Raw genomic sequence first — 12431 nt, 5'->3', positions numbered from 1 at the left:
TCCATCTGTCCGATTATATAAGCTTTTTTGACCGTAAGTAATTTGTAAGTAATGAGTAAGAAAAAAGAAATTTTTATATTATATAATATTTATTACAGCTACTTTTAACACCTGATACTAATAGTATGCTATAATGTGAATTAGCAACATAAAGGAAAGGAATTAGACCAATGACATTAGAAAATACTAAAAATTTAAAAAAACAAGTTGCTCCTTATGAAAAATCAACGATTAAAAAAAGTGTGTGGCAACTTATTAACACAATCGTGCCATTCATTATTTTATGGTACCTTGCTTATAAAAGTTTGTCCGTTTCTTATTGGTTATCGGTAGTTCCATCTCTGTTAGCCGCGGGTTTTATGACACGGATTTTCATTATTTTTCATGATTGTACCCATTATTCATTCTTTAAAAGTCGACCTGCAAATAGAATCGTAGGGACATGTATGGGTGTGTTAACTTTATTCCCGTTTGATCAATGGGGACATGAGCATTCTATTCATCACGCTACAAGTGGTAATTTGGATAAGAGAGGTACAGGAGATATTTGGACGCTTACAGTGGATGAATATTTAGCTGCGCCATTTAGACTTCGTTTAGCATATCGCTTATATCGCAATCCATTCGTTATGTTTGGATTAGGTCCGATTTATGTTTTCTTATTTAAAAATAGATTTAACCGAAAAGGTGCTAGACAGAAAGAACGTATGAATACGTATTTGACGAATATTATAATCGTTGCTTTAATAGCTATACTTTGCTGGGCAATTGGGTGGCAATCGTTTCTGTTAGTGCATGGTACGATATTCTTAATAGCGGGTTCAGTAGGAATTTGGCTGTTTTACGTACAGCACACATTCGAAGATTCTTATTTTGAAGAGGATAAAGATTGGGAATATGTGAAAGCGGCAGTGGAAGGAAGTTCATTTTATAAACTTCCAAAAATCTTGCAATTTCTAACTGGTAATATTGGATTCCATCATGTTCACCATTTAAGTCCAAGAGTACCTAACTATAAACTAGAAGAGGCACACAATAATACGCTTCCGTTAAAAAATGTACCAACGATTACACTTGCTACAAGCTTACGATCACTCCGTTTTCGTCTTTGGGATGAGAAAAGTAACAATTTTGTTACCTTTAAAGAATTCAAAAAAATAATTAAAAACAATGTTTCTGTTCGAGTGAAATCTGAACTATAATTTCATCGTAAATAAAAAACTCTCCTTAATCATTTTCGATTTAAGGGGAGTTTTTATTTAATTATTATATGATCGATATTTAGGAGGAGTAATGCTTATGTGTAGGTATAAATATAAAGAGATAGTAATTATATTATGTAAACAAAATGAATCATTATAATTTTTTTATAGTGAAAGATATAGTACATATATATTGGAAAGCAGAAGGTGGATGATAGTAATTATAAGAACACATACAACGTAATAAAATAATTCTTTCAAAAGGAAGGGGACATGAAAGATGTTGAAATTACAAGGAAAATACAATGAAGCAAAAGTATTTACGAATAACGTTGATGAGACTGCAACTGGGCAGATTATTGATCTTTGTAACCAAGAATTCGTAAAGGATAGTCAAATTCGTATTATGCCAGATACACATGCAGGAGCAGGTTGCACGATTGGGACAACAATGACAATACAAGATAAAATATTTGGTAAAGGTAATCCAGACTGGAACTTTTCTGGTCCGCATGGGGCAGGACGTATCATGAGTCTTAAGAAGGCTAAAGAATTATTGAGTCTAGAGGACTTCCAAAATACGATGAAAGAGGTTTGGACTACATCGGTAGTAGAGAGCACAATTGATGAGGCACCAATGGTATACAAGCCAATGGATGAAATTATAGAAAATACAAAAGAAACAATAGATATAAAGCACATTATTAAGCCATTATATAATTTTAAAGCGAATTAGAAGGGATAAATAAGCAGCCAGAAAAAACTATTTTTCGTATCTTTTGTTCGAAAACAATCTAATCAAGGGAAGTAGTTCCATTTTATTGCGATGGGATAGAAGAAGTCGATTTCCTGTGGAGTTAAGGAATCGACTTTTTTATTTATTTTGTTGAATGAAAGCAACCGTTAGCTTAATAGCAAAGGATTATAACCGTCTATTTCTCCCAAAGCTCAATTAGACGACCTTCAGGATCTTTAATCCAAATAAACTTTCCGAACTCACTAATTTCTTCTTTCTTTTCAAGAGGTACACCAATATGTTCAAGATGATGAATAGTCTCATTTAAATTATGTACTTCAAAATTTAACATCACTTGCTGTTCTATTGGAAAATAATTATCATTTTCGGTAAAGAAAGAAAAAATAGTCTCATTTCCTAATTGGGGTTTAATCACAGTCCCATTCCAATCTTCTATTTCAATTTTCAACACTTCACTGTACCATTTTTTTATAACATCAAGATTTTTAGTTCTCCAAAATATTCCCCCGAAACCTTTTATCATTGTAGATAACTCCTGTCTTTTTTTAAATTTTTAAGCAATATATATTCAATATATCAAAACAGTAAAGAAAATCAATAACGTATTAAAAGTGAAAAAATCCAATTACTAGTATTGTAGTATTTACCGCATTATGGAAATTGGTATCGCTTTTCAAAGAACTTGCAATCCAAGTAAAGGTATATAGTAACACTGAATCGTATGAGGTAATGAATGAAAAGGGAATAGAACAAATGCCAATGATAAAAGACCGCATATGAAATGAAAGCCATGTGCGGTCTTTTATATATAAGTATAGTATTACATAGTCTCGCTAATTTTACTTTCACTATGAGTGTTAGTAGCAATTCTTTTCTTAACTTTAAAGTGATAGTAGGTATAGCAAAAAACGATAAACGGTACAGTGCAATAGATTCCAAGTCGTTGTTCTGGGATAAAAATAAGACTGATTAATATAATGCCATACAATCCAAAACCAAGAATTGGTACAAGTGGATAAAGTGGAGTTTTAAATTTTAAGTCTTCTAATTTTCCACCGTCTGCTAAATAATGTTTACGGAAAAAGAATTGAGAGACACAAATTGACATCCAAACAATGATTGTAATGACGCCAGAAATGGAAATTAACCATAAGTAAACTGTTTCAGCAGCTACAACGCTTGTTAAAAGAGAAAAAGCAGAAATAGAAATTGTCAAAATTAAAGCGTTTAAAGGTATTCCTCGTGAAGATAATTTTTTTAAAAAGGCCGGAGCCATTTCATTTTTTGATAATGACCAAAGCATGCGAGTTGCGGCGTACAGTCCAGAGTTTGCGACAGAAAGAACAGCAGTAAGAATAACAAAATTCATAATATCAGCTGCATATGGAATACCGATATTATCAAATACAGCAACGAATGGGCTCTTTGTTAATCCTGCTTCTTCCCAAGGAATTAAAGCAACAAGAACAAAGATTGCTAAGACGAAGAAAAACATCGTGCGCCATATAATATTTCTAATAGAACGAGGTAAAGTTTTTGCTGGATCTTCACTTTCACCTGCTGCGATTCCGACAAGTTCTGTACCTTGGAAGGAATAATTGACTGTAACCATTGTTAATAGAATAGCTGCAAGTCCATTTGGGAATAAACCGCCATGATTTACGAAATTTGATAATAACGGGGCTGGTTCGTCGCCTTTTAAGTCAATAAAACCGAACATAGCGGCACCGCCAAGGATAATAAAAGCTATAATGGCAGATACTTTTATACTTGAAAACCAAAATTCTGTTTCTGCATAACTACGAGCAGATAATGCGTTAATAGTGAAGATAGTAACGCCAAATATTAAACACCAAACCCAAACAGGAATATCAGGAAACCAGCGCTGCATTGTAATGCCGGCAGTTGTAAATTCAAGACCGGTCGTATTCGCCCAGCTTAACCAATACAACCATCCGATTGTAAAGCCAGTTGCAGGATTGATGAACTTAGTTGCATATTCCTGAAAAGAACCTGAAACAGGCATGGCTACAGCAAGTTCACCAAGACAAAGCATAACGAAATACATTAATAATCCACCAGCCATAAAGGCAAGTACGGATCCACCAGGTCCAGCTTGACTTATAATAAAACCAGATCCGTTAAATAATCCCGTTCCAATCACACCACCGAGTGCAATCATGAATAAGTGTCTACTTTTCATCGTACGTTTTAATTCATTGTTTGTATTACTTACTTGCGTCATTGTTTTCCTCACTTTCGTAGTTGATAGAATGAAGTTTGATGTTTTTCCGTATTGTGGAATGTATTCCGTGATGTGAAATCTTGTTATAATTTTCAGATAATTAAAAAGAAAAGTCAATATTTTTTTGTTCGCGCTTACAAATTGTTATCAGTGGTATATTTTTATTTTTAGAAAATTGAATAAATAGATTGATTTCATTTTAAATTTTTGTTAAATTGATAGGTAATTGAGCGAACTAGCATATTACAAGTCAAGCTGAGGTGAGTTATTATGGTGCAGTCCATTGATAGAGCGATAAGTATTATAAAGTTGTTAAATTCTACTAATGAAAAAGAGTATTGGGCAATTTCTGATATAGCGGACAGAACACATCTCCCAGTTAGTACAGTACATAGATTACTTAACTCTTTAATCGAGCATGGGTTAGTTACGCAAATTTCAGAAACGAAACAGTACAAAATTGGGCCAATGTGGATGGAAATAGGATTACGTCAATTGGAGAAGGTAGACTACAGATCAGTTGCAAGAGAAGTGATGAAGCGGTTAGCCTCTGAAGTGGAAGAGAGTGTTTATTTGAACATTCCAAATGGAACACATTCTATTATCATTGAAAGAATGGATAGCCCTTTAAAAATTCGAGTTATTGATAACTTAGGGGAACAAATTCCACTTTCAATTGGTGCTGCAAATAAAACGATGCTTGCCAATATGAAAACGAATGAAATGGAACATATTGTAGAACATTTACTTTCTTCATTACCAGAACAAAAGCACATTCTTTTAGATCAAATAAAGCAAATAAAAACTGAAGGATATGCGGTAAGTTATGGTGAAAAAACAGAAGGGACAGCTTCAGTAGCTGCACCTATTATCGGATTTAATCATAAAGTAGTAGGAGCATTAAGTGTTGGGTTAATTAGTCACCGCATTAATGATGATCGACTATCTTTTCTGATTAGTAAGGTAAAACAAGCAGCTCATGAAATATCAATAAAAATCGGCAGTACATCAGAGCTATAATTTTGATAACTGTCGTCATTTTTTATTCATATACTGGAATTCATTTTCATAATGCGGAAAAAATAGGGGGATTTATATGTCAAAGTGGCAATCAAAAGAACAATTGATTCAATTATTAAGCAGTCTTGTTGAAATTCCTAGTATTACAGGTACAGAAGCTGAAGTGATATTGCCAGACTTTGTTGTGGAACAATTATCTGATTTACAGTACTTCAAAGAAAACCCACATCATTTGCAAAAAAATCCGACGGGGGACGGACGATATTTTGTTACAGCCCTAGTAAAGAAAAGCGATAGTACAAAAAATACCGTAATTCTAGTTAGTCACTTTGATGTTGTAGATGTGCAAGATTACGGAGTTTGGAAAGAAGATGCATTTAATCCTAAAAAGTTAACATCTATGTTTTATTCTCATAAAGATGAATTACCAGACCATGTACGTGAAGATATAGAACAAGGAGATTGGCTGTTTGGCAGAGGAACAATGGATATGAAATGCGGCCTCACATTACAAATGGCAATGATTGAGCAAGCCTGTGAAGGAAGATTTGACGGGAATGTTCTTTTATTAGCTGTTCCAGATGAAGAAGTAAACTCTGTAGGGATGAGGGCTGCTGTTCCAAGACTACTAGAGTTAGCAAGAGAACATAACTTGGATTATAAAACGGTATTAAATTCAGAGCCTATGTTTTCACGACATCCTGGTGACCAAAATAAGTATATTTATACTGGTTCTATTGGTAAAGTGTTACCTGGATTTCTTTGCTATGGTAAAGAAACACATGTGGGTGAACCATTTGCAGGCTTAAATGGGAGTTATATGGCTGCTTTATTAACGGCTGAATTAGAATTGAATACGGACCTTTGTGATGTTGTAGAAGGAGAAGCGAGTCCTCCCCCAACTAACTTACTTCAACGTGATTTAAAGGAGGATTATTCTGTACAAATTCCGCATCGTGCAGTCACATTATTCAATTTGTTTTTACTGGAAAAAACGATGACAGACGTTGTTTCAATGTTACGTCAAAAAGTAACGAAAGTAGCAGAGAAAATAGAAGAATCATACGAGAAGCAAGCATATCGTTTTTCTAAATATAATCCGTTTATACCGCCTAATATGAAAGTAAATGTATTAACGTATGAAGAGCTTATCGCTTATGCAATTGAACAACATGGGCAAGAGAAAATAGATGATATTCAATCTAATATAATAAAAAATAGAGAAGATAAAGATGATCGTGCGGTAACAATTGATTTAGTAGATAAACTATCTATTTTATGTAAAGAAAAGGCGCCGATGATTGTACTTTTCTTTGCTCCACCATATTATCCAGCTGTAAGTTCACGCAACAATCCGTTAATTAAAGATGTAGTTGCAGAAATGGAAAAGTATGCTCACTACAATCATAACATTACATTTGAAAACCAAAACTATTTTGGGGGAATTTCAGATTTGAGCTATGTGGGCTTACAGAATCCACTAGATTCAATGAGTTCACTTGTAGACAATATGCCATTATGGGATAAAGGTTATTCGATTCCACTTAAGGATCTAGAAGAGTTTGACGTTCCGGTATTAAATATGGGGCCGGTAGGAAAAGATGCACATCAATGGACAGAACGTTTAGATGTAAATTACGCATTTGAAACGCTATTAGATATGTTACCGAAATGCATTGAAAAATTATTAGTTTCTAATAAAATTACACAATCATAGTAGAGAATAAGGAAGGGATAAAACTGAAATTTCAAAAGAAGATACAAATGAAATTATTGTAGTATAATCAAAAAAACGGACAAACTCAAGTATCTATGAGTTTGTCCGTTTATCATTTAGTGCAAGCGAGAGAGTATGTAATCCACCGTTTTCTAACTAAATTCAAAGCTAACGTGATCTCTTTTATAGTTTTACTTTTTCGTTTGCCCAGATAGTTCAACAGACTTTTGTGTACAGCGCTGCATTGCTGAAATAATTGCAGTTCGTAATCCTTTTTCCTCTAATGTTGCTACAGCTTCTATCGTTGTTCCGCCAGGAGAACAAACCATATCTTTCAATTCACCTGGATGTATGCCTGTTTCTAGTACCATTTTTGCAGAGCCTAACACAGCTTGAGCAGCGAATTTATATGCTTGATTGCGTGGCATACCATCAAGTACAGCGGCGTCTGCCATCGCTTCTATAATCATATATACGTATGCTGGTGAAGAACCGCTTACAGATGTTACAACGTTCATTAATTTTTCGCTTACGATCTCTGTTTGACCAAAGCTATTGAAAATGTTTAGCACATCTTCTAAATCTTTTTCTGTCACCATTTCATTAGGGCATAATGCAGACATTCCTTCTCCAACAAGAGCAGGGGTGTTAGGCATTACTCTTACAACCTTTAATTTTTTAGCAAAAGCTTCTTCAGTACTTTTAATGCTTTTCCCGGCAGCGATCGTTACGATGATAACATCGTTTTTGATTACTTCTTTTATTTCGTTAATGATTGATGTGTATAGGTCTGGTTTAATTGATAAAATTAAAATATCAGCATTTTTAGCTACTTCATTGTTGTCAGTAGTTGTAGTTAGCCCATATTTTTCACTAGCATTTTTTAAATTCGTAGTGTTTAAATCCGAACAAATAATATTATTTGCAGACACTATATTTTTGTGTAGCATCCCACCAATCATAGCCATTCCCATATTTCCGCAACCGATAAATCCAATTTGTTTATCCATAATAACTCAATCTTGCTCCTTTTATAATAAATTATATCATTTCGAAATTGCTATCTTAAAATAACAATAACATCTTTATGTAATATAAAGAAACATTCTAAGAGAATATATTCCTTTTTGCAACACCAAAAGATAAAAATCAATTATATTCGACATTATGTAAATATATACACTTTAATTTTAGGTTTTATGTTGATGAATATGAGTTAAACTTATATCGATTTGTATTTTCATTCAGTACGGTAATAATTTCATACAAGTAACTTACCGCTCTATTTATTTTTAAAAATACTTCTTGACACCAAATCAAATTATATCGCATAATATAAAAAATTAAACCGAAAATCGTTGAAGGGAAATAGTACATATGTCTTCTTGCGAAAGAGAGTGGAATTCACCGGCTGAAAGATTCCTCGTATAGAATATATCGAACCTATCCCTGAGTCTTAAATGAAAGTTTAGGCGTTCGCCTGCGTTATAGGCGCCAAGTGGATATCTATGTATATCAATTAAGGTGGTACCGCGGAACAATGACCGTTTCGTCCTTTTTATTTTATTAAGGGCGAAGCGGTCATTTTTATTTTGCTCTTAAATAGGCTAGGCGCAGCATTGAAAAGAATAGAATCGCTGCAAGCTATATGAATAGAAGTGTAATTTATAAAAAACTTTGATTTTAGACTTGGGGGATAAAAAAATGAAAAAACAACGAATTGTTGTAAAGATTGGGAGTAGTTCCTTGGCAGATAGTCACGGAGGCATTTCTAAAGAACAACTTTCAGATCACGTTGCCGCATTGGCTCGATTGAAAGAGGAAGGGCATGAAGTTTTGTTAATTACATCTGGGGCTGTCGCTGCAGGTTTTTCGGCTCTAGGATATCCTACCAGACCTGTGACAATTAAAGGAAAACAGGCTGCTGCGGCTGTTGGACAAAGTTTGTTAATGCAGGCGTACACGGAGGAATTTCGTAAATATGGCATCGTTACAGCGCAACTATTGCTGACGAGAAGTGATTTTTCTAGAAAAGAACAATATAGTAATGCTTACGCTACTTTAGGAGAGTTACTAAACCGTTCTGCTCTACCAATCATTAATGAAAATGATTCCATCTCATTAGAGGAGCTAACGTTCGGTGATAATGATATGCTGTCAGCTTTAGTAAGCGGACTTGTTTCGGCAGATATGCTTATGATTTTTACGGATGTGAACGGTTTATATGACAAAAATCCACAGAAAAATGCGGATGCGAAAAAATATTATTTCCTTCCTGAAGTTACGGAAGAGATTGCTTCTCTTGCAGGAGATGCTGGGTCCAAACTTGGGACTGGCGGTATGAAATCAAAAATTGATGCTGCGAAGACAGCACTTTCTCTTGGCGTGAGTGTATTTATCGGAACAGGACGTGGACAAGAGAAGTTTGTAGATGTTTTGAAGGGCAAAGGTGATGGTACGTATGTCGGAAATGCCCCTCAAAAAGAGATGAAGATGAACAAGCAATGGATCGCGTTGCATTCGCTTGTTAGCGGACAAATTGAAGTAGACGCTGGAGCAGCTACTGCTATCATTCAGCATGGTAAGAGTCTTCTTCCTGCTGGCGTTACAAATGTTTCAGGATTTTTCCAAGTTGGCGATGTCGTAGAAGTAATGACGCAACAAGGGCGTGTAATTGGAAAAGGACAATGCACATATAGCGCAGAGGAATTAAGAGAGATAAAAGGTATGCAAAGTCAACATATTCAAGCAAGAGGCGAAAGGCATAATTATGAAGTCATTCATAGAGATTATTGGGTGTCACTTTAAGAATAGTGATATTAAAAAGGAGGAAATGAAGATGAATGAAGTGTTGGCAAAGGGAAAAAAAGCGAAAGAAATTGCTAGAGAACTTGTACTAAAATCTACAAGTCAAAAAAATGAAGCACTTGCTGCAATTGCTGAAAGGCTAATAGTAGAAACAGCCTATATTTTAAAGGAAAACAAACGGGATATTGAAGAAGGTAAGGCGAAAGGATTTTCCGATTCTCTCATTGATCGACTTATGCTGACTGAGCAGCGTATTATTGATATGGCAGAGGGGATTAAGCAGTTAATTGAATTACGCGATCCTATTGGAGAATGTGTAAGCGAATGGGAGCGACCAAATGGATTATCTATTCAGGAGATGCGTGTACCACTTGGTGTTGTTGGCATGATTTACGAGGCAAGGCCGAATGTAACGGTAGATGCTGCTACAATTTGTTTGAAAACAGGAAACGCAGTTATATTACGTGGTAGTTCTTCTGCTATCAATTCTAATAAAGCCATCGTTTCCGTTATTCATCGGGCGCTCAAAGAAACAAGCTTGCCTCCAGAAAGTGTACAGCTTATAGAAGATACAACGCGAGATAGTGCAAAGCAGTTGTTTACAATGAATGATTACCTGGACGTTCTTATTCCAAGAGGAGGCAAACAATTAATTGATACGGTAGTGAGAGAAGCGTCTGTTCCGGTACTTGAAACAGGTGCAGGAAATTGTCATATTTTCATTGATGAAATAGCGAATAAACAAATGGCAATTGATATTATTATTAATGCAAAAACGCAGCGTCCATCTGTATGTAATGCCATTGAAACGATTGTACTTCATGAGAAGTGGGCGCAGCAATTTGGTAGCGAGCTGTTTTCAACTTTGAAGGAAAAAGGCGTGGAGCTACGTGGTGATCAGAAAGCATTGGCAATCGATTCGTCAATTGTACTTGCTTCAGAAGAAGATTGGGAAACAGAATTTTTATCACTCACGTTGGCAGTGAAAGTAGTTTCTTCTATAGAAGAAGCGATTCATCACATAAATACGTATGGTTCTATGCATTCCGAAGCGATTATTTCAGAAAACGAGGAAAACGTCAGCAAATTCTTCACAGCTGTAGATGCGGCTGCACTGTATCATAATGCATCCACTCGTTTTACTGATGGATCTGAATTCGGATTCGGCGCTGAAATTGGCATCAGTACACAAAAGCTACACGTAAGGGGGCCAATGGGACTTCCTGCATTAACTTCTACAAAATATGTGATTCGTGGAAATGGTCAGATTCGAAAATAAAAATAAAAGACACTCAATTCGTTTGAGTGTCTTTTATTTTAAATATTATTCACCATACAAATAGCCCAACAAGCATAGCGCTTAATAAGGAAACTGCCATTCCGCTAACGAGAAGCTTCCACACATTTTTACCGATTATAGCTGATTTTTCTCCGCCAAATAATGAATTGTAAGTTCCGTAAATCATACCTACTGTACTAAAGTTAGCAAAAGAAGCTAGAAATGTTGTTGCAACCGCAATCGTATGTGGCTGTAACGACTTTAAATTCGATTTTAAATCCATCATTGCAACAAATTCATTCGTTGTTATTTTAATCCCCATTAATTCAGCTACATACATAGCATCGCTGCCCGATAAACCGAGTAAAAAAGCAAAGGGACTAAAGATAATGGAGAAGATTTTTTGAATTGTTAAACCTGTTACGAAAAAACTTAAAATCCCGTTTAAACATGCAGTTAATGCTACATAACCAATTACCATAGCTAAAATAACGATAACCATATTCATCCCGACTAACATACTGTTTGAAATAGTAGAAAAGAAATCTTTTTTTTCATCTTTTGAAGGTGTATATATGACGTCTTCTTCTTTCGTAATTTCTACAGGATTTAAAACATTGGCTAAAATTAATGCGTTAATACAGTTTAAAGGGATTGCGCTGAAAATATATGTTGCTGGAACCATAGATAAATAAGCGCCAAGAATGGAGCCGCTAACGCTACTCATACTCATAATTCCAAAAGTTAATAAACGATTATCTTTTAAAACGGATAATTGATCACGAACAACCGCAAGTGCTTCGGTGTTTCCTAAAAACATCATTTGAATCGAAAAGAAGCTTTCTAACTTTGGTAAACGAGAAATCTTTGAAATAACTGCACCTACTTTATCAATAATCCAAGTTAAGATTCCAAAATAAGAAAGAATATCAAAGAAGGTGATAACGAAAATGATAGGAAGTAATGCGCTAAAGAAGAAATCAATTGTTTGATTTTCCATAGCGGAAGGAAAGGCAAACCGAATACCTTCATTCGCGCATGACAGTAGCCAACTGAAAAATGACGCAATTTTATTAATGATAATACTACCGAGCTTCGTACCTAACATAAACCACGTAATAAAGAGCTCTAATATGATTAGAATAACGATTGGTCTCCATTTTATATGTTTTTTATTAGGCGAACATAGGAAAACGATTAATATGACAACGAAAATCCCTAACATATTTAATATAAAATACATGTCAACAACTCCTTGAAAGTTATTATTTGTATATAAAAAAGCTCCTATTCTTCTTAATTTAGAATGAATGTATTTCAACTTAAATTTCATTAATTCTAAAAATGTAGAAGGTATAATTTGATAAAAATAGAATTTAATATATAGTAAACAGGGAGGGGAT

The 12431-nt window shown here is 34.7% G+C and carries 10 protein-coding genes and 1 other annotated feature; of the genes, 6 read left to right on the top strand and 4 right to left on the bottom strand.

All coding sequences use genetic code 11. The features are described from left to right. Positions 1–170 precede the first annotated feature (170 nt). Both desA and ACU8YW_RS14820 read left to right on the top strand, forming a co-directional pair. Positions 171–1202, top strand: a complete 1032-nt coding sequence (gene desA / locus ACU8YW_RS14825; protein WP_142291766.1) for a Delta(5) desaturase DesA — start codon at positions 171–173, stop codon at positions 1200–1202. Positions 1203–1482: 280 nt separating this feature from the next. After that, complete coding sequence (locus tag ACU8YW_RS14820; protein ID WP_262720269.1) at positions 1483–1938, top strand: RtcB family protein; 456 nt, start codon at positions 1483–1485, stop codon at positions 1936–1938. Between the two features lie 196 nt (positions 1939–2134). Here the strand turns inward: ACU8YW_RS14820 and ACU8YW_RS14815 are convergent, their stop codons facing one another. Both ACU8YW_RS14815 and ACU8YW_RS14810 read right to left on the bottom strand, forming a co-directional pair. Continuing rightward, the gene (locus ACU8YW_RS14815) at positions 2135–2482 is read right to left on the bottom strand and encodes a VOC family protein (RefSeq protein WP_262720268.1); all 348 of its coding nucleotides are present in this window, start codon (positions 2480–2482) and stop codon (positions 2135–2137) included. A gap of 297 nt (positions 2483–2779) precedes the next feature. Then, positions 2780–4204, bottom strand: a complete 1425-nt coding sequence (locus ACU8YW_RS14810; protein ID WP_088063805.1) for an amino acid permease — start codon at positions 4202–4204, stop codon at positions 2780–2782. A 270-nt stretch (positions 4205–4474) separates the two neighbouring features. Here ACU8YW_RS14810 and ACU8YW_RS14805 point away from each other — a divergent pair, with 270 nt between their 5' ends. Together ACU8YW_RS14805 and ACU8YW_RS14800 are read left to right on the top strand one after the other, a co-directional pair. After that, positions 4475–5224 (top strand): IclR family transcriptional regulator, encoded by a 750-nt coding sequence (locus ACU8YW_RS14805; protein WP_000250770.1) that lies wholly within the window; start codon positions 4475–4477, stop codon positions 5222–5224. Between the two features lie 76 nt (positions 5225–5300). After that, complete coding sequence (locus ACU8YW_RS14800) at positions 5301–6941, top strand: M20/M25/M40 family metallo-hydrolase (RefSeq protein ID WP_088609170.1); 1641 nt, start codon at positions 5301–5303, stop codon at positions 6939–6941. 191 nt (positions 6942–7132) lie between these two features. Here the strand turns inward: ACU8YW_RS14800 and proC are convergent, their stop codons facing one another. Continuing rightward, positions 7133–7951, bottom strand: a complete 819-nt coding sequence (gene proC, locus ACU8YW_RS14795) for a pyrroline-5-carboxylate reductase (protein ID WP_149212751.1) — start codon at positions 7949–7951, stop codon at positions 7133–7135. A gap of 339 nt (positions 7952–8290) precedes the next feature. Continuing rightward, positions 8291–8501: a binding site (T-box leader), on the top strand. Between the two features lie 144 nt (positions 8502–8645). On the opposite strand from proC, the gene proB reads away from it, so the two are divergent. Further along, positions 8646–9749, top strand: a complete 1104-nt coding sequence (gene proB, locus ACU8YW_RS14790) for a glutamate 5-kinase (RefSeq protein ID WP_088063803.1) — start codon at positions 8646–8648, stop codon at positions 9747–9749. Between the two features lie 31 nt (positions 9750–9780). Beyond that, positions 9781–11028, top strand: a complete 1248-nt coding sequence (locus ACU8YW_RS14785) for a glutamate-5-semialdehyde dehydrogenase (RefSeq protein WP_088063802.1) — start codon at positions 9781–9783, stop codon at positions 11026–11028. Between the two features lie 49 nt (positions 11029–11077). Here ACU8YW_RS14785 and nupG read toward each other — a convergent pair whose 3' ends face one another. Continuing rightward, on the bottom strand, positions 11078–12271 hold the full coding sequence (nupG, locus tag ACU8YW_RS14780) for a purine nucleoside transport protein NupG (RefSeq protein WP_426934340.1): 1194 nt from the start codon (positions 12269–12271) through the stop codon (positions 11078–11080). Between the last annotated feature and the right edge of the window lie 160 nt (positions 12272–12431).

Source organism: Bacillus pretiosus (assembly GCF_052947655.1).
This window is presented reverse-complemented; position numbering and strand designations above follow the sequence as displayed.

Bases quoted from the DNA above. Each gene is read 5' to 3' on its own strand.
- desA (WP_142291766.1), top strand. From the start codon at position 171: ATGACATTAGAAAATACTAAAAATTTAAAAAAACAAGTTGCTCCTTAT.
- ACU8YW_RS14820 (WP_262720269.1), top strand. From the start codon at position 1,483: ATGTTGAAATTACAAGGAAAATACAATGAAGCAAAAGTATTTACGAAT.
- ACU8YW_RS14815 (WP_262720268.1), bottom strand. From the start codon at position 2,482: ATGATAAAAGGTTTCGGGGGAATATTTTGGAGAACTAAAAATCTTGAT.
- ACU8YW_RS14810 (WP_088063805.1), bottom strand. From the start codon at position 4,204: ATGACGCAAGTAAGTAATACAAACAATGAATTAAAACGTACGATGAAA.
- ACU8YW_RS14805 (WP_000250770.1), top strand. From the start codon at position 4,475: ATGGTGCAGTCCATTGATAGAGCGATAAGTATTATAAAGTTGTTAAAT.
- ACU8YW_RS14800 (WP_088609170.1), top strand. From the start codon at position 5,301: ATGTCAAAGTGGCAATCAAAAGAACAATTGATTCAATTATTAAGCAGT.
- proC (WP_149212751.1), bottom strand. From the start codon at position 7,951: ATGGATAAACAAATTGGATTTATCGGTTGCGGAAATATGGGAATGGCT.
- proB (WP_088063803.1), top strand. From the start codon at position 8,646: ATGAAAAAACAACGAATTGTTGTAAAGATTGGGAGTAGTTCCTTGGCA.
- ACU8YW_RS14785 (WP_088063802.1), top strand. From the start codon at position 9,781: ATGAATGAAGTGTTGGCAAAGGGAAAAAAAGCGAAAGAAATTGCTAGA.
- nupG (WP_426934340.1), bottom strand. From the start codon at position 12,271: ATGTATTTTATATTAAATATGTTAGGGATTTTCGTTGTCATATTAATC.